The organism is Carboxydocella sp. ULO1 (assembly GCF_002049255.1).
Lineage (GTDB): Bacteria > Bacillota.
Map to the genome: position 1 here is coordinate 1 of NZ_BDLQ01000003.1, position 17,782 is coordinate 17,782.

The window sequence follows — 17,782 nt, forward strand, 5'->3', positions numbered from 1 at the left end:
AGCCAGGCTGAGCTTCTTCCTGGCCCGGCCCAGTTTCTCTTCTGTTTCTTCATTTTCTAACTTCAGCAGTTCTGTTTGGGAGTCCAGCAGGGCCTGTGCTTTAAGTCTGGCATCATCCGCATAGCGGGAGTTCAGCCCAAAAAGTTCTTGTCCTGACTTCTTGATTTCACGGCGGGAAGCACCTTCCAGGAGCCGGTTAAAGGCCCACCGCATACAGGCACAGAAGAAACGCATCTCCGTAGTCAGCGGGTCTTCTTCGCCCCGGCTCCACTTCGAAGACCGGTGAGTCGGGTAAATCTCCGGAAAAAACTCCCCGCACACAGTTATGCTAAATTTGTTCTTCTCGTGTTTCTCTGGCATTCCTGATCAGCTCCCCGAAACCCTGCCGGACTTTGCTGCTTCTCCAATGGATAATAGTTCAATACTTTTAATGTAGCAAAACAGTTAAATACAATCAATTATAGTCTAGTTTTCTGAAGCTGCTGCATACCTCCTTTGCCCAGATAGCTAGCCCGAACCCGGGCCGCCTGACCACAGGTCATAGCCCCTTCCGGACAAGGCCCCCTTAAACAACCAGGCCCAGCCTGGGCAAATAAGACCGGGGCTACCTCTTTGACCAGAGCCAGCATGCGCTCTGCCAAAGCACGGATCTCCCACTGGGCCCGATTGCAACAACGCAAACTAAAGAAATGCAATAATTCCCGCGCATTCATGGTCACCACAAACTTGGTCTCTGCCGCATTGGGCAGGACAAAGCGGGCATCCTCATTGCTGGCTTCCTTGTTACCTCCCAGCCTTTCCTGCCAGTATCTGTACCACTGGTTGATCTGGGCCATCTGCCGCTCAAATTCCGCTACTGCCTCCGGCCCCAGTTCCTGAATGCGAGGAGGAATAATGTAGCAAAAATCCGCCTCTCCCACATAACGCTGGGATTTAACAGAAAAGCTGGCAATACGATGTCGGGTAATCTGAGCCAGTAGCGCCCGGGATACTCCTTCTACTCCAAAGGTGAACACTGCATGCTCAATCGGAGATAAATGTTCAAGCTCCATAAGTTTTTGCAGAAAAGGCTGCTGATCCCTTTCTGCAATCCCCTGGGCCAGTTCAGTCATATCCGCAGCCGAATAACATAACTTAGCCGCCAGAGCAATAATTTCTTCCGGTACAGGGGTGTAACGCAACAGATAAACTTTCATTTCCGCTTGCGGCATTTTATAAATCCTCCTCAGCCAGGCGTACGATCTCACGGAAAAGCTCCTCTATCCGTTCTTCTTCACCTTTTAGATGTAAATAGCCAAACAAACACTCCAGAGCTGTAGCATGACGATAAGCCACCACATCCACATGGCGGGGTGGCTGAGAACTGGTATTCCGACCACGCCGGACAATAGCTTTTTCCTCCTCGGTCAAGAGAGGGTCCAGCCCGCGCAAAAAGCGGGACTGGGCTTCCGCTTTCACAAAATCTACCGCTGCTTTATGCAGCCAATTCACCTTAGCCAGGCCCTTTTCTTTTACCAGATACCGTCGTACCAGTAATTCGTAAACAGCATCCCCAAGATAGGCTAAAACCAGTGATGATGGCAGCTCCATACTCATTTCCTCTTCCAGCGCGGACCGTTGGGAGTATCTTCAACAATAATCCCCAGATCCCCTAGTTTGTTGCGAATAGCATCCGCGGTAGTCCAGTCTTTGCGGGCCCGGGCCTCCTGACGCAATAACAACAGGAAGTCTACCAGCTCCTTCAAGAGACCGGCATCCGCCTCAGCTTTTTCCCCTGCCTTCAATTCCAGTCCCAGTACCTGGGCCAGTTCAGCCAGCACCCCGGTAAGGCCGGCGATTTTCTCCTTTTCTTCCCCGGCCGCAACCCCGGCATTGATCTGCCGGGCCAGTTCAAAGAGCACACTCAAAGCCAGAGCGGTATTAAAATCATCATCCATTGCCTGGATAAATTCTTCCCTGGCCGCAGCAGCTTCCTCAGACATTATCCCATTCACACCATTACTGTATTCCTGCCCATTAGCCAGGGCATTGCTCAAGCGCTCCAGGCCCTTTTTCGCTTCTTCCAGTTTTTCCGGACTGTAATCCAACGGGTTGCGGTAGTGGCTGGAAAGCATGAAGAAACGGACGACCTGGCCGGAAAAATGCTGTAATATCTCCCGGACAGTAAAGAAATTGCCCAGAGATTTGGACATTTTTTCTTCCTTTACAGTAATAAAACCATTATGCATCCAGTAACGAGCAAAAGGCTCTCCCAGATAAGCCTCGGACTGAGCAATCTCATTTTCATGATGGGGGAAGATCAGGTCAAAACCACCGCCATGAATATCGAACTCTGCTCCCAGATATTTCAAGGACATCACCGAGCATTCAATATGCCAGCCCGGCCTTCCCTCACCCCAGGGACTGGGCCAGGAAGGTTCTCCCGGTTTGGCTTTTTTCCAGAGAGCAAAATCCATGGGGTGGCGCTTGCGCTCATCCACCTCTACCCTGGCCCCTGCCTGCATATCCTCCAGGCTGCGGCCGGAAAGTTTACCATAGGAGGCAAACTTTTCAACAGCATAATATACATCCCCATCTACCTCATAGGCAAAGCCTTTTTCAATCAACCCGGCAATCATTTCAATGATTTCCGGAATGTGCTCCGTTACTTTGGGATGATGGGTAGCAGGCTTGACTCCTAGTGCCTGGGCATCTTTAAAAAATTCATTGATATAACGAGCAGAAAGCTGCAGGGCATCCTCCCCTGTTTCCTGGGCCCTTTTAATGATTTTGTCATCGATATCAGTAAAGTTCTGTACAAATATTACTTCATAGCCCCGATATTCCAGATAGCGACGCACCGCATCAAAGACTATCAAAGGCCGGGCATTACCCAGATGGATAAAATTATAAGTGGTAGGTCCGCAAACATACATACGTACCTTCCCCGGTGACCGGGGTTGAAAATCCTCTTTCTGTCTGGTCATGGTATTATAGATTTTGATGGTCACGACCTTGTTCTCTCCCTTCCAGCTGCGCAATCCTGTTTTCCAGCATCTCAATCTTGCGCTGCAAGCATTGCAACATTTCCGCTACCGGGTCAGGAATCTGGTCATGGAGCAAGTCATCCACCCGTTGTCCTTCCCGGATTACTACCCGTCCTGGGACCCCGACTACTGTACAGTTAGGCGGTACAGGTTTCACTACTACTGCTCCTGCCCCGATTTTGGAATTATCACCGACAGTAAAGGAACCCAGCACTTTGGCCCCAGCGCTGATTACCACATTATTGCCAATGGTGGGGTGACGCTTGCCTTTTTCCTTACCGGTGCCACCCAAGGTTACCCCTTGATATATGGTAACATTATCGCCTATTTCCGCTGTCTCACCAATCACTACCCCCATACCATGGTCGATAAACAATCCCTGGCCGATTTTGGCCCCTGGATGGATCTCAATCCCGGTAAGAAAACGGGAAAGCTGGGAGATAAAGCGGGCCAGTACCACCCAGTTTTTCTTATACAGCCAGTGGGCAACCCGGTGAAACTGAATGGCATGGAATCCGGGATAACAGAGGATAACCTCCCACACAGATTTTGCTGCCGGATCCCGTTCGAATACTGCTTCAATGTCGCGCTTCAACTGTTGAAAGAACACAGCCTATCCCCCCTCACAAACATTATAAAAACCTTCGTCTCCTATCCAGAGACGAAGGTTTCCCTCCGCGGTTCCACTCTGGTTGGCAAGGAAAAACCCTCGCCCACCTCTTTCGGTCAGCTAACGGTGACCAGCCGGAAAGCTCCAAGGCGCACTTCAACAGGAGGAATTCAGGATGCTTCCAGCCTTGACATCCCTCTCTGGCGAATCCCTTTCCTGCCTACTCTTCCTCTTCATCGCTCATTTTTTAGTTGATACAAATAATTATAAAAGTCTGCCTAGCCAACGTCAACCCTTAAACTATCCAGTCGCTTTTTCACTCCACTATAGCCCAGAATAGCCAGCAGGAAATATAGTTCCGGGCCATGGGCCTGACCAGTAAGCGCGATCCGAATCGGCATGTAAACCTGTTTGCCGCCTAGTTTCAGCTCTTTGGTCAAGGTTTTCAGTACCCCTTTGGCCTCTTCCGGAGTAGGAGCCGGGTTTTCTTCCAGCTTATGCAGCAATGCTGCCAGTACCGCCGGAACCTGTTCCTGTTTCAGGACCTCCCTGGCTGCCTCATCTTCAAACTTTACTTCATCCTGGTAAAATACCTGTACTGCCTCTACCACTTCGGCCAGACAATTGATGCGCTCCTGTACGGCCTGTATGAGCCAGAGATATTTTTCCCCTTCCGGTGGATTTAACCCGGCTTCGACCAGGAAAGGTCGTGCCAGCTCAGCAATCCGTTCCGGGGCGCTGTGGCGGATATAATAGCCATTGAGATAATTTAACTTGTCCATATCAAAGACCGCCGGGCTTTTGGCCACTCGATCCAGCGAAAACTCCTGAATAAGCTCTTCCAGGGAGAAAATTTCATTCTCACCCTGGGGAGCCCAGCCCAATAAAACCAGGAAATTGACCAGAGCTTCCGGTAAATAGCCCATTTTCTTATATTGCTCAACTGCCGTCGAACCATGGCGTTTGGACATTTTGGTCCGGTCCTTGCCCAGAATCAGGGAAACATGGGCAAACTGAGGGGACTTAAGCCCCAGGGCCTGATAAAGCAGAATCTGACGGGGTGTATTGGAAAGATGTTCTTCCCCCCGAATGACATGGGTAATCTCCATGGTAGAGTCATCAATTACCACCGCAAAATTATAGGTGGGAATGCCATCGGATTTAACGATAACAAAATCGCCAATTCCATCGGTTTCAAATACCACCTGGCCCCGAACCAGATCATCGATGACCACCTTTTCCCCTCCCGGAACCCGGAAGCGGATCACAGGCTTGACACCCTCAGCCTCTTTGGCCGCCCGCTCTACCGGAGTCAGGTGACGGCATTTACCCAGATAACGGGGCAACTCCCCTTTAGCCAGCAGCTGTTCCCGTTCGGCTTCCAGCTCCTCTTCCGAGCAATAGCAATAGTAGGCCTGCCCCTGGGCCAGAAGCTTTTCCGCTGCTTCCCGATACAAATCCAATCTCTCTGTTTGCCGGTACGGACCATGGGGACCACCTACCTCAATCCCCTCATCCCAGTTTAATCCTAACCAGCGTAAGGAGGCAAGGATATTTTGTTCTGATTCCCGGCTAGACCGCTCCAGGTCTGTATCTTCAATCCGAACAATAAACTGGCCCCCGGTTTTTCTGGCCATCAGCCAGTTAAACAAAGCAGAACGGGCGCCGCCAATATGTAAAGGCCCCGTAGGACTGGGGGCAAATCTTACCCGCATCGGTGTGGTCATGTGCAGTTACCTCCTCATTTCTGCCTGATTCGCTTTATTATACCATTCTTTTTGCGACTGTGACAACGGCATAAGCCGCAATCCCTTCCCCCGTTCCAGTAAAGCCCAGCCCTTCAGTAGTGGTGGCCTTGATATTCACCTGCTCTGCCTCTATTCCCAGGATAGTAGCAACCTTTTCCCGCATAGCCGGGATATAAGGGGCCATTTTAGGCTTCTGAGCAACAATGGTTCCATCCACATTGTTGACCTGGTAGCCTCTTTCCTCAACAATTTCCCTCACTCTGGCCAGCAGGCGACCACTATCAGCCCCCCTCCACTTAACATCACTATCAGGAAAGTGTTTGCCGATATCCCCTGCCGCTACTGCCCCCAGCAGAGCATCCATAATAGCGTGTAACAGGACGTCCGCATCAGAGTGGCCCAGCAACCCTTTCTCATAGGGTATCTTTATTCCGCCAATAATCAGTTCCCTATCTACCACCAGCCGGTGAACATCATAACCCATACCTACCCTGAACAAACTACATACCTCCCCTTGCCTGCAATAAAGCCTCGGCTAGAATTAAGTCTTCCGGAGTGGTAATTTTCAGATTGGCATAGTCCCCTTGCAGCATTCGCACCGGATAGCCTGCTCGTTCCACTAAAGCAGCATCATCGGTCCCCAGAAAACCTTCTTGCCAGGCCTGTTGATAAGCAGCCAGTAACCAGTCCCGGCGAAAAACCTGGGGAGTCTGTACTGCCCACAGCCTTTTCCGTTCTGGAGTTCCGATAATTAGGCCCTGTTCATCCACTGTTTTGATCGTATCTTTTACCGGCACGCCTACAACTACCGCTCCTGTCTCCTGTGCCATCTGCAGGGCTGAGCGGACAATCTCCGGGGTGATCAACGGCCTGGCTCCATCATGGACAGCTACCAGGGCAAGCTCTGGAGGAACTTGTTGCAGGCCATTCCAGACAGAATGCTGCCTTTCCTCCCCGCCACTGACAATCAGCCAGCGTTCGCGCTCCTTCCGAATGAGAGGAGATAATACCCTCGCAATTTCCTCTTCCTCTCCCGGTCGGGCAACTACAATCATTTGCTCTAGTTCCAGCACCTGAGCCAGAGCTGTACAAGTATGCAATAAAAGGGGCAACCCGCCCAAGCTAAGAAACTGCTTGTTCAGCTGGTTGCCCATTCTTTTGCCCTGGCCCGCGGCTGGAATAATCGCCGCAGCTTTAACCAATGGCATTCACCTCGTTGAGCTTGGTTCGATTAGCATCATCTTCTTTTATCTCCAGTTTGGGACGGGCAAAAATCATTCTCCCCGCTGCTGTCTGCAAGACACTGGTTACTACTACAATAACGTTTTGCCCAATGTGGCGTTTCCCACCATCGACAACAATCATAGTCCCATCTTCCAGATAACCTACGCCCTGCCCGGTTTCTTTGCCATCCTTAACAATTTGCACATTCATTTCCTCTCCAGGCAAGACCATAGGCTTAACCGCATTGGCCAGTTCATTGATATTTAAAACCAGAACTCCCTGCAATTCAGCCACTTTGTTGAGATTAAAGTCATTGGTAATGATTTTGCCATTAAGCTGCTGGGCCAGACGGACCAGCTTGGAATCCACTTCCGCAATATCATCAAAATCCTTTTCAACGACTTCTACTTTAACCTTCAGATCCTTCCGGATCTTGTTCAATATATCCAGCCCTCGCCTGCCCCGATTGCGTTTTAACACATCAGAGGAATCAGCGATATGGCGCAATTCTTCCAGAACAAAGCCAGGAACTACCACTGGCCCTTCCAGAAAACCGGTTTCTATAATATCGGCAATGCGGCCGTCGATAATTACACTGGTGTCCAGGATTTTAGGAATAGCTCCTTCTGAAACCACCTGGCTCTGGCTTTCTTTTTTCTTTCTACCCAGACTGATAATCATGGTAAACAATTCGTCTTTCTTTTTTGCCCCAATATTCATACCCAGATAACCCAGAAGAGTGGCTCCTATTATCTTCACCACTGTTGCCAGAGGCTGAAACCAGGAAAAGGCCGAACCCAGCAATATACCAATAAGTAAGCCAATAATAAGTCCTAGAGCGCCGCCGAAAATTTCAGATAAAGGTATTTTTTGCAAGCGCTGCTCCAGCCAGGTTGTCGTCCTCACCACCCAGTTAGCCAGCCAGGGTGCCAGAAAGATGCCTATCAGAAGGCCCAACAACATGCCAATGATTACCGACATTAGAGGCCCGGATAAAAACTGTACCGGCTCCAGCCGGTCCAGGGGCAAATACTGCCCGCTTAAGCCGCCGATTCCGATAAAAATCAGCATCCAGACAGCCCGCAGTATCTTCATCATCATAATATCACCTCCTTCGCTGACTATTTTACCCCGGGCCCCGGTATTATTATACAGTTTTTACCTTTATCAGGCAAAAACTTCTTCCAAGCGTTCTGTTATTTTTTCCTTTTCTTCCTCCCAGACCAGGGCTAATTCGCTTAACAGAATTTGTCGAGCGGTATCCAGCATTTTGCGTTCCCCTGTAGATAGCCCCCGTTGCCGGTCCCGCCAGCCCAGGCTGCGCACTACTTCTGCTACTGCCCTGGCATCCCCGCTTTTGATTTTTTCCATGTTCTGCCGGTAGCGTAAATTCCAGTTCCCTATCGGTTCTCTTTCCTCTTCCTGTAATAAATCCATGATTTCAGCAGCTGTTTGCCGGGAGACTACTTCTCTGAGTCCTAAGGCCCGGCCCTTTTCTACCGGAACCATTACCCGCATATTGCCTACCGGTACATGCATTACATAATAGCTGATTTTTTTGCCACCAATTTCTTTTTCTTCGATGGACTCAATGATGCCTGCTCCATGCATGGGGTATACCACCTTATCTCCTACTTTAAACATCTTTCCTTCCCCCTTCAAACAGGCCTATTGCTAATTATTATAACACGGATTTTATAGGGCGTCAAAAAATGTGATTATATCATAGCCATTTTTCTCTTGTCAATAACCAGGCTCTTCCTTCTGTCAGATTGACAAGACAAGCCTCTCCCCGTTATAATAACCGTAGAAAGCCAGCCACCGGTGGCTGTTTTGAAAGGGGATTGCAGAATGAAGGACTTGCTATGTGATGAGTTCCAGGAAACTGTCGGCGAATTGCTAATCCGCCACCAGAGCATTCTGGATGTCATCACCAAATACCAGGAGAGTTGTGCCCGCACCAATCGGGCTGTTGTCAAAGCAGTCACCAACTGCGGCTGTCTCAAAGTAGAAGCAGAAAAGCACCCTCTCCCGCCTGATGCATCCCTGGAAGATTTGCGCAAGCTGCGGGATTCCCATTTGCGCGGCAAAATCTGTGATCAGTGCCGGGAAATTGTAGAAGATGAAATTGGTCGTTCCCTTTTCTATCTTGCTGCTCTCTGTAATATACTGGACATAAACCTGTATGATTGCTTTATCAAAGAACATAAAAAGCTCAATACCCTTAGTATTTTTAATATGCGCTAATAAACAAAGAGGAGGGGAATTTCCCCTCCTCCTTGCATTATGTTAAAAGGCGACCTGCTCCCTGTAACGTTTTAACCCTTCCTGAATGGTACGTGCCCGCACCTCGCCAATCCCTTCTACTTCATCCAGTTCTTCAATGCTTGCTTTCAAAATCGCCGGTAAATGCCCAAACGTTGCCACCAGATTTTCTATCACCGGCCAGGGTAAGCGGGGTACCTTATCAAGGATACGATAACCCCTGGCAGTAACCGGTTGCTCCAGAGCCGCCACCGTGCCAGGATAACCCAGGGCCCGGGTCAACAAAGCCAAATCCAGCAGGTCTTCTGACGCCCAGTTGCGAATTGTATGCAGCACTTCCTCCGGAGTTTTGTCCGGAGTATTTAGATAATCCCTGACTATTAACAATCCTTCATTTTCAATATCCGCCACCAGTTCCTCCAGCTGCATCTTAACCAGACGCCCTTCAGTACCCAGCTCACTTATGTACCGTTCAATTTCCGCCACTACCCGCAGTACCATTTCCGTCCTCTGCAGAGCTTTGACCACATCATGCAGAGTCACCATATCCTTGAATTCCAGCTCACTCAAGCTGTTTAAAGCTCTTTGCAAAACATCCTTATATTTCTCCAGCGTCTGCAGGGCCTGATTGGCTTTGGCCAGAATCACGCTAATATCCCGTAGAACATATTTAAGGTTACCTTTATAAATAGTTATTACACTACGACGCTGGGAAATGGAAATTACCATTTCTCCCGTCTGCCGGGCTACCCTTTCTGCCGTCCGGTGTCTAATCCCGGTTTCATTGGAGGGAATAGCTGAATCCGGCACCAGCTGGGTATTGGCCGCTAGAATTCGCCGGGCATCAGAGCTGAGGATAATAGCCCCATCCATTTTGGCCAGTTCGTAAAGACTGGCTGGACTGAATTCAGAGTTGATTTCAAAACCACCCTCTACGATTTCCATCACTTTAGGCGAATCGCCCACGACAATCAAAGCGCCCGTTTTAGCCCGCAGAATATTTTCCAGCCCTTCGCGCAACGGCGTGCCCGGAGCCACTATTTTCAGTGCCTGTACCAGTTCGCGGTCCACCCGCTCCTCTTTCATCTGCCCATTCCCCCTAAAGACCAGTCTAATGCTTCTGCTACCGTCCCTACTTCTATTATTTCCAACTCGGCCGGGCCTTCCAGTTTTTGCCCCGAAGGCACCACTGCCCGTTTAAATCCGATCCTGGCGGCTTCCTGCAAGCGTTTTTCCATCTGGTTTACCCGCCGCACCTCACCTGTCAAGCCCACTTCCCCGATAATTACCATCTCGGGGTCTACCGACCGCTCTCGCCAGCTGGAGGCCAGCGCTATCGCTACCCCCAGATCCACCGCCGGTTCCGTCAGCTTCAAACCACCAGCCACATTAACAAAGGCATCCATGTGGCTCAACTGCATGCCCAGGCGCTTTTCCAGCACCGCCAGCAGCAACGCCACCCGCTGATAATCCAGCCCCGAGGTCATGCGGCGAGGGTTGGCCAGATTGCCTGGCGATATCAGAGCCTGGATTTCCACCAGAATAGGACGGCTGCCCTCCATAGCCACCACTACCACAGAACCCGGTTCGCCAACAGGGCGCTGGGCCAGCAATAGCCCCGAGGGGTTACTGACATCAATCAGTCCACTGCCGGTCATTTCGAACAGGCCCAGCTCATTGGTGGAGCCAAAGCGGTTTTTCACTGCCCGCAACAGGCGGTAATTCTGGTGACGTTCTCCCTCAAAATACAGGACAGTATCCACCATATGCTCAAGTACCCGCGGTCCCGCCAGAGCTCCTTCTTTTGTGACATGACCTACAATCAGAGTGGCAATCTCCCTGCCCTTGGCCAGATCCAGCAAGAGTCCGGTACAATGCCGCACCTGACTGACACTGCCCGGAGCGGAGGTAATTTCCCGGCTGTGCACGGTCTGGATGGAATCGATAATCACCGCCTGCCAATCCTGGCCGGCATCTACTGCCGTCAGGATATCCTCCAGGCAGTTTTCCGCCGCTGCCAGCACCTGCGGCCCCTCCACTCCCAGCCGTTCCGCCCGCATCCGCAACTGGCTCAGCGACTCTTCCGCAGAAATATACAACACCGGGCCCTTTTGGGCCAGATATCCAGCTGCCTGCAGAAGCAAAGTGGATTTACCGATACCGGGGTCACCTCCTACCAGCACCAGGGAACCCCGCACCAGTCCACCTCCTAACACCCGGTCCAGCTCAGCCAGACCGGTAGCAGCCCGTTCCTGCTTCTCTGTTTTGATCTGGGGCAGCGGCACCGGAATGATCTTTTTTCCACTTGTTGCTGTTCTGGTTTCCTGACGCACTTCCTCCACCAGGCTATTCCACTCACCGCAACCAGGACAGCGTCCCAGCCAGCGCAGTTCCACCTGACCGCAATTCTGGCAAACATACCGCGTTTTTTCCCGTTTCAAGGCCCGGCCTCCCTGTTTCCTGATACCATAATATTATACCATTGTTTTACTCTTGCTAACAAGAAGGATGAGCGGTAAAAATTGTCTCTGGTTTTGTCAAATTGAAACGGGATTGGTTAAATTCATATGGTAAATATTAGTTGATTTTTCTTTTTTAGTAAGTTATAATTGGTTTAGAGTGCCCTAATCAATATCTGTGTTCCTGCTTTCATTGCTCCTTTCGTAACTCCTATACCTTCCACAAGCCGTTCCAACGACAGGCCACGCTTCTTTATAAATAATTTTAAGCTTAATTTTTATTTTGACTGTAATACTTGTAACATGTTTTGCGATTACCAATGCAGAGATAAATAAGCCAAAATTTAATCCAATTAATGCTTATCAAGATGTAAAGCAAAAGAAAATATTTTAGTTACAATTACTTTTATTAAACCTTTGAATGAAAATCAACTGGTTAACCTGGTAAACGTTTATCAATTAAAGGTAAATCACATAATTGCAAGAGCTATTGAAGAAGATACCGGGCTAAGAGCAACCATTTCGTTAGAACCCACTAAGGATGAAATTATAGATAAGCAGTTTTTAAAAGAAATGATTCTCAGTCATAAAGTAGTATTTAAAAGGATTTATCGGAATGGTTGCTTATGTACCAAATAAGAATTTAAAAGAATTAGCAGCAAATAAATTAGTGTTTCTAGCTGATCCCTCAGCTGATGAACATTTAATTGCAAATCCAAAAAAAGATTTTATGCCAGGACTATTTTGGAAATTGGATTACATTTTAAAGAAACTATTAATATAGCCTGGCAACAGTTACAGCCGGTGGAACTATAAGGAGATGTGAACGATGAAGGCTAAACCATTATTATTTATTGGGTTGCTGAGCTTACTAATAGTATCAGGTATTATTAGTTCTGAGGATTCAAAAAAACCTATGATTATGTCTTATGCTAGCTGGGTTAAATATTATCCTGATATAAAATCCCTGGTAGAAGATGCCGATGTAATTGTCGAAGGAGAGGCTGAATCAATAAAATCCTACCCGCGTTTTGATGAGCTAGATATTGCTACAGATGTCTATTTCAATGTCTCAAAGTGGTATAAAGGTTCAGAGCCTAAATCAAGAAATAAGATAATCATTGAACAGGACGGGGGTGTATATAATGGTGTTACCAGAAAACTGGACAAAGTTGAAATAATGGAACCTGGCAAAAAATATCTACTCTTTTTGCATTACTCTCCGGAAGAAGATAAGTATGCTGTCTTAACTGGTTGGCAAGGTCAATTTAAACTTGGCTTTTTTAAGGCAGAAAATCCAGAACCAGCCCGCTCCATGGATAAAGATAAACTATATGAAGAAATAGCAAGACACAGCCGGCGGTAAATAACCGCCGGCTGTAACTCTTTAAGCCTTTTTTCTGAAGGTCAGCTTGCCGTCTTCCGCATCTACGATAACGGTATCCCCTAAGGCAAAGGTCCCTTTCAGCAGTTCTTCTGACAACTGGTCTTCCACCATACGCTGGATAGCCCGGCGCAAGGGCCTTGCCCCAAAGGCAGGATCATAGCCCTTCTTCACCAGCACTTCTTTGGCTGCCGGTGTCACTTCAACCTGTACGCCGAAGTCCTGCAAGCGCTTGTTCAAGGCAGCCAGCATCAAATCTACGATTTGCTGGATATGTTCTTCCTCCAGCGGGTGGAAAACGATAATTTCATCAATTCGGTTCAGGAACTCCGGCCGGAAAGTGTGCTTCAACTGGTCCATCAGCTTATCCTTCATTTTCTCATAAGCATCTCGCTTATCTTCAGCTTCTCCGGCTTTAAAGCCCAGGGAGGCTTCCTTCTTGATCAGGTTGGCTCCCACATTGGAGGTCATGATTACCACCGTGTTGCGGAAGTCTACCGTCCGCCCTTTACCGTCGGTGAGGCGGCCATCTTCCAGCACCTGTAACAGGACATTGAATACATCGGGATGGGCTTTTTCCATTTCATCCAGCAATACCACTGAGTAGGGCTTACGTCGTACCGCTTCAGTCAGCTGGCCCCCTTCATCATAACCCACATATCCGGGAGGGGCCCCCACCAGCCGGGCCACGGTGTGCTTTTCCATATATTCGGACATATCCAGGCGGATCATGGCATCTTCATCCCCAAACAGGGCCTCTGCCAGGGCTTTGGCCAGCTCCGTCTTACCGACACCGGTGGGGCCCAGGAAGATGAAGGAACCGATAGGTCGCTTGGGATCCTTTAGCCCGGCTCTTGCCCGCCGGATGGCCCTGGCCACTGCTGACACCGCCTCTTCCTGACCGATTACCCGTTGATGCAGAATTTCCTCCATTTTCAACAGGCGATCACTTTCTTCCTCAGCCAGTTTCTTCACCGGAATGCCGGTCCAGCTGGCTACGATATGAGCGATTTCATCAGCTGTTACGGTAGCCCCTTCGCCCTGATTCCGTTGCCGCTGCCAGTTCTGTTTCAAATCCTCCAGTTCCTGGCGCAACTGCTGTTCCTTATCCCGCAGTTCAGCAGCTTTTTCAAACTCCTGGGCCAACACCGCCGCTTCTTTTTCCTTGCGGATATTTTCCAGTTCCTGTTCCTTATCTTTCAAATCCGGCGGTGCAATATAGGTCTGCAACCTAACCCGGGAAGCAGCCTCATCGATCAGGTCGATAGCCTTATCGGGCAGGAAACGGTCAGTAATATAGCGGTCGGACAGCTTGACTGCTGCCTCCAGAGCTTCATCGGAGATTTTTACCCGATGGTGAGCTTCATAGCGATCCCGCAAGCCCTTCAGGATTTCCAGGGCTTCTTCAACCGTAGGTTCATTGACCATAATGGGCTGGAAGCGACGTTCCAGAGCCGGATCCTTTTCTATATGCTTTCGATATTCGTCCAGAGTTGTCGCACCAATGCACTGCAGCTCGCCCCGGGCCAACGCCGGTTTAAGGATATTGGCTGCATCGATAGCTCCCTCTGCCGCACCGGCTCCAATTAATGTATGCAGTTCATCAATGAAGAGGATAATATTACCGGCCTGCCGGATTTCCTCCATCACTTTCTTCAGCCGTTCTTCGAACTCACCCCGATACTTGGAGCCAGCCACCACTGAAGATAAGTCCAGAGTTACTACTCGTTTATCTGCCAGAGTTTCCGGCACCTTGCCTTCTATAATCCGCTGGGCCAGACCTTCAGCAATTGCTGTCTTACCAACCCCCGGTTCACCGATTAACACCGGATTGTTTTTTGTGCGTCGGCTCAGGACCTGCACAACCCGCTCAATTTCCTTATCTCTGCCCACAACCGGGTCAATTTTGCCATCCCGGGCCAGAGCTGTCAAATCCCGGCCGAATTCATCCAGGGTAGGGGTCTTAACATTTTTGCCGCCAGCCGCTTTGCCTTTACCATTTCCCGCCTTGACTCCAGGAGCAGCTCCATGGCCACTTAAAAGCAACAATACCTGTTCTCTTACTTTTTGCAAGTCAGCACCCATACTCTGTAATACCTGGGCTGCTACTCCTTCTCCCTCTTTGATTAATCCCAGTAAAATATGTTCTGTACCAATGTAGTTATGACCCAGGTTACGCGCTTCCTCAAAGGCTAATTCCAGCACCTTTTTGGCACGAGGAGTTAAGGCTATCGCTCCATGAGCTGGCCCTTCTCCCCGTCCTGTCAACTCTTCTACTTCTTTCCTCACTTGTTCTAAACTAATACCCATTGCTTCCAAAGCTCTGGCTGCAATTCCTTCTCCTTCACGAATCAGGCCTAAAAGCAATTGTTCAGTGCCAACATAGTTAACATTTAGACGCCTTGCTTCTTCCTGAGCCAGCAACAATACCTTTTGTGCCCTTTCAGTAAACCTGTTAAACATCTTTAACCACCTCCATTTAATCCTTTTAATCTTTCACTTCACACAGTTTTAGTCTTTCCCTGATCAGTTTGGCCCGGCGAACATCTCGCTCCATCGGGGATAATTCTTTCCCGGCCAGTTTTTGCAAATAAGCCGGACGCATTAGTACCATCAGCTCATTCAAAACAGTAGATTCCACTCCCTGTAACAAGCCCAGATCCACACCCAGGCGCACATTGGATAACAAGTTAATGGCCTCCTGGGAGGTAATCATCTGGGCATATCTTAGTATGCCATAGCTGCGCCAGATTTTATCACTGAGCTGTTCGCCCCATTCTTGGCGCAATCTTTCCCGGGCTTGCCGTTCCTGCTGGATAATCTGTTTAACTACCGCCAGCAGGTTGTTAATAATTTCTTCTTCACTGCGCCCCAGAGTAATCTGGTTAGAAATCTGGAATATGTTTCCGGCTGCTTCTGTTCCTTCACCGTAGAGGCCCCGGACCGTCAGCCCAAACTGGCCAATAGCATTGACCAAACCGCCAATTTGTTTTGTCAGTACCAGACCGGGCAAGTGCATCATCACTGATGCCCTTAAGCCAGTACCGACATTGGTCGGACAGGCAGTCAAATAGCCTCTTTTTTCATCATAGGCTATATCCAGAGTCTGTTCCAGCCCGTCATCCAATTTATTAGCCAACTCCCAGGCTTCAGTGACTTTCAAACCTGGTAGCAAAACTTGCAAGCGCAGATGATCCTCTTCATTAACCATAATGCTTATGGTTTCATCATCACTGAGGACGACAGCCCCAAAACGGCTTTTGGTGGCGTGCTGGGGACTGATTAAATGTTTTTCCACCAGGATTTCCCGTTCATTCGGAGACAATTCATCCAGACGGGTAAACTCAAGTTTTGGCCATTTCTTTTCATTATTCATTTTTTCTACCGCCAGTCTGACACCAGCTAAAACTTTATTTCCATCTTCCTCCTGCATCCGATGCGGAAAAGGAGTACCTTCCAGGTTACGGGCCAACCGAACCCGGGAACTGAGGACTATATCCCCTTCCGGACCTTTACCATTCATCCAGCGACTTAACGCATTATTAATGATATCCCTGAGGGACATATTATTTCACCTCCCGCTGTTCTAGTTCCCTAATTTGATCTCGCAACTTAGCTGCTTTTTCAAACTCTTCACGAGCCACTGCTTGCTGCAGTTCCTGACGTAACTTCTCAATTTCGCGCTTAATTTTCAAACTACCACCCCGTCGAGCTGGTACCTTGCCTGTATGCCGGGGGGCCCCATGAATTTGGCGCACCACATTATCCACCTGGTGGCTAAAAGCCTCATAGCACTGACTGCAACCAAAAAGCCCTCCCTGAGCAAATTCAGCGTAAGTCATGCCACAATTGGGGCACTGGTGGCCAGTCTCACTCCTTTTCGGAACTGTTAATTCCTTGAAAACTCCTCCGAGCAAATTGAAGAAATCTGTTTGCCCAAATTTAAACTCCCCCAGTTCACTGGCACACTGCTGACATAAATTCAGTTCAGTCTTTTCACCATTGATTATTTTCGTAACATGTACGGTAGCCGGTTTAGCATGACAACGTTCACAGATCATCATCATAACCCCCTTTGGTCACATGTTTTATTAATCCCAGCAATGCAGCTTTTAATAACCGTGCTCGCCACATATCGCGCTCCGGTAAACGCATATCCAGAGTTTGCCGATCAAGGATGCTGAGCAAGATAGCCATTTCTCTGGTATTTATTATTCCGTCGTTGGCAAGACGATAAATAATATCCTCCGCCTGGCGCTGGCTAATCTGCGATCCTACAAAGTGGTCAAGCTCAGTAAGCAGCTTATTTTCCTCAGGCAACTGTATTCTCAAGATTCGTATATATCCACCACCGCCCCGGCGGCTTTCTACGATAAATCCTCGCTCCCTCGTAAACCGGGTACTGATTACATAATTGATTTGCGAAGGCACACAATTAAATCTGGCTGCCAGTTCATTGCGCTGTAATTCAACCGCTCCTCCAGCTGCTGCAAGTTTCTCCATGATATATTGCTCAATATAATCACTAAGAGAACTCATACTATCACCTCCACCTCTAGTATGCCCCGCTATCTTGATTTTACTTTGACTTTCTTTGACTTTCAATTTGTAAAATTATCCTTTAATACAATTCATGCAACAATATCCCTCTCATTTGCTATATTTCTCATTATTTCTTTGTTTTTCATTTTTTATTGTCACAAATAAAATACCCACCAAGCATTTCTGCTTGATGGGTTAGTTCGTGTCCGGCAGCGACCTACTCTCCCAGGACCCTGCGGTCCAAGTACCATCGGCGCTGGTGGGCTTAACTGCCGTGTTCGGTATGGGTACGGGTGTTGCCCCACCGCCATTGCCACCGGACTATTCTCTTCAGGGATTGCTCCCTCAAAACCGCACAGAGTTCTTTTGAGGTTAAGACCTCGACCTATTAGTACCGGTCCGCTCAAAGCCTTACGGCTCTTACACTCCCGGCCTATCTACCTGGTCTTCTTCCAGGGGTCTTACCTGGTTTTCCCAGTGGGAAATCTTATCTTGAGGTGGACTTCGCGCTTAGATGCTTTCAG

General features: G+C 48.9%; 18 protein-coding genes, 2 rRNA genes and 1 pseudogene. 3 read left to right on the top strand and 18 right to left on the bottom strand.

Annotated elements, in window-relative coordinates:
- From ULO1_RS00335 to ULO1_RS00380, 10 genes and pseudogenes are all read right to left on the bottom strand, one after another.
- Positions 1 to 360: pseudogene (locus tag ULO1_RS00335) on the bottom strand (IS200/IS605 family accessory protein TnpB-related protein); the annotation flags it as partial.
- 98 nt (positions 361 to 458) lie between these two features.
- The gene (gene thyX / locus ULO1_RS00340) at positions 459 to 1,211 is read right to left on the bottom strand and encodes an FAD-dependent thymidylate synthase (protein WP_078666437.1); all 753 of its coding nucleotides are present in this window, start codon (positions 1,209 to 1,211) and stop codon (positions 459 to 461) included.
- A gap of 1 nt (position 1,212) precedes the next feature.
- Entirely contained in the window at positions 1,213 to 1,590 is a 378-nt protein-coding gene (locus ULO1_RS00345; RefSeq protein WP_242946656.1) for a Mini-ribonuclease 3, read from the bottom strand.
- 2 nt (positions 1,591 to 1,592) lie between these two features.
- A complete protein-coding gene (gene cysS, locus ULO1_RS00350) occupies positions 1,593 to 2,990 on the bottom strand; it encodes a cysteine--tRNA ligase (RefSeq protein WP_079932649.1) in 1,398 nt (465 codons plus the stop codon).
- Positions 2,971 to 3,636, bottom strand: a complete 666-nt coding sequence (gene cysE, locus ULO1_RS00355) for a serine O-acetyltransferase (RefSeq protein ID WP_078666440.1) — start codon at positions 3,634 to 3,636, stop codon at positions 2,971 to 2,973. Before cysE ends, cysS begins: the two co-directional genes overlap by 20 nt.
- A gap of 278 nt (positions 3,637 to 3,914) precedes the next feature.
- Positions 3,915 to 5,363, bottom strand: coding sequence for a glutamate--tRNA ligase (gene gltX / locus ULO1_RS00360; protein WP_079932652.1), 1,449 nt, complete (start codon positions 5,361 to 5,363; stop codon positions 3,915 to 3,917).
- A gap of 37 nt (positions 5,364 to 5,400) precedes the next feature.
- A complete protein-coding gene (ispF, locus tag ULO1_RS00365) occupies positions 5,401 to 5,868 on the bottom strand; it encodes a 2-C-methyl-D-erythritol 2,4-cyclodiphosphate synthase (protein WP_078666456.1) in 468 nt (155 codons plus the stop codon).
- A gap of 16 nt (positions 5,869 to 5,884) precedes the next feature.
- Positions 5,885 to 6,592, bottom strand: coding sequence for a 2-C-methyl-D-erythritol 4-phosphate cytidylyltransferase (gene ispD, locus ULO1_RS00370; protein ID WP_078666442.1), 708 nt, complete (start codon positions 6,590 to 6,592; stop codon positions 5,885 to 5,887).
- Entirely contained in the window at positions 6,579 to 7,709 is a 1,131-nt protein-coding gene (locus tag ULO1_RS00375) for a PIN/TRAM domain-containing protein (RefSeq protein ID WP_079932655.1), read from the bottom strand. Before ULO1_RS00375 ends, ispD begins: the two co-directional genes overlap by 14 nt.
- A gap of 66 nt (positions 7,710 to 7,775) precedes the next feature.
- A complete protein-coding gene (locus ULO1_RS00380; RefSeq protein WP_078666444.1) occupies positions 7,776 to 8,252 on the bottom strand; it encodes a CarD family transcriptional regulator in 477 nt (158 codons plus the stop codon).
- A gap of 207 nt (positions 8,253 to 8,459) precedes the next feature.
- On the opposite strand from ULO1_RS00380, the gene ULO1_RS00385 reads away from it, so the two are divergent.
- A complete protein-coding gene (locus tag ULO1_RS00385; RefSeq protein WP_078666445.1) occupies positions 8,460 to 8,855 on the top strand; it encodes a DUF1573 domain-containing protein in 396 nt (131 codons plus the stop codon).
- Between the two features lie 42 nt (positions 8,856 to 8,897).
- Here ULO1_RS00385 and disA read toward each other — a convergent pair whose 3' ends face one another.
- Both disA and radA read right to left on the bottom strand, forming a co-directional pair.
- Positions 8,898 to 9,959: a DNA integrity scanning diadenylate cyclase DisA gene (gene disA, locus ULO1_RS00390; protein WP_078666446.1), complete on the bottom strand. Its 1,062-nt coding sequence runs from the start codon at positions 9,957 to 9,959 to the stop codon at positions 8,898 to 8,900.
- Positions 9,956 to 11,314: a DNA repair protein RadA gene (gene radA, locus ULO1_RS00395; protein ID WP_079932658.1), complete on the bottom strand. Its 1,359-nt coding sequence runs from the start codon at positions 11,312 to 11,314 to the stop codon at positions 9,956 to 9,958. Before radA ends, disA begins: the two co-directional genes overlap by 4 nt.
- 634 nt (positions 11,315 to 11,948) lie before the next feature.
- Here radA and ULO1_RS14635 point away from each other — a divergent pair.
- Positions 11,949 to 12,116, top strand: a complete 168-nt coding sequence (locus tag ULO1_RS14635; RefSeq protein ID WP_159446799.1) for a hypothetical protein — start codon at positions 11,949 to 11,951, stop codon at positions 12,114 to 12,116.
- Between the two features lie 45 nt (positions 12,117 to 12,161).
- The gene (locus ULO1_RS00400; RefSeq protein ID WP_079932661.1) at positions 12,162 to 12,698 is read left to right on the top strand and encodes a hypothetical protein; all 537 of its coding nucleotides are present in this window, start codon (positions 12,162 to 12,164) and stop codon (positions 12,696 to 12,698) included.
- A 21-nt stretch (positions 12,699 to 12,719) separates the two neighbouring features.
- Here the strand turns inward: ULO1_RS00400 and ULO1_RS00405 are convergent, their stop codons facing one another.
- From ULO1_RS00405 to ULO1_RS00430, 6 genes are all read right to left on the bottom strand, one after another.
- Complete coding sequence (locus tag ULO1_RS00405; RefSeq protein ID WP_079932664.1) at positions 12,720 to 15,179, bottom strand: ATP-dependent Clp protease ATP-binding subunit; 2,460 nt, start codon at positions 15,177 to 15,179, stop codon at positions 12,720 to 12,722.
- 25 nt (positions 15,180 to 15,204) lie between these two features.
- Positions 15,205 to 16,281 (bottom strand): protein arginine kinase, encoded by a 1,077-nt coding sequence (locus ULO1_RS00410; RefSeq protein ID WP_078666453.1) that lies wholly within the window; start codon positions 16,279 to 16,281, stop codon positions 15,205 to 15,207.
- A gap of 1 nt (position 16,282) precedes the next feature.
- Complete coding sequence (locus ULO1_RS00415) at positions 16,283 to 16,777, bottom strand: UvrB/UvrC motif-containing protein (protein WP_078666454.1); 495 nt, start codon at positions 16,775 to 16,777, stop codon at positions 16,283 to 16,285.
- Positions 16,767 to 17,255, bottom strand: coding sequence for a CtsR family transcriptional regulator (locus ULO1_RS00420; protein WP_079907371.1), 489 nt, complete (start codon positions 17,253 to 17,255; stop codon positions 16,767 to 16,769). Before ULO1_RS00420 ends, ULO1_RS00415 begins: the two co-directional genes overlap by 11 nt.
- 207 nt (positions 17,256 to 17,462) lie before the next feature.
- Positions 17,463 to 17,579 (bottom strand): 5S ribosomal RNA (gene rrf / locus ULO1_RS00425).
- 47 nt (positions 17,580 to 17,626) lie between these two features.
- Positions 17,627 to 17,782, bottom strand: a 23S ribosomal RNA gene (locus ULO1_RS00430); the annotation flags it as partial.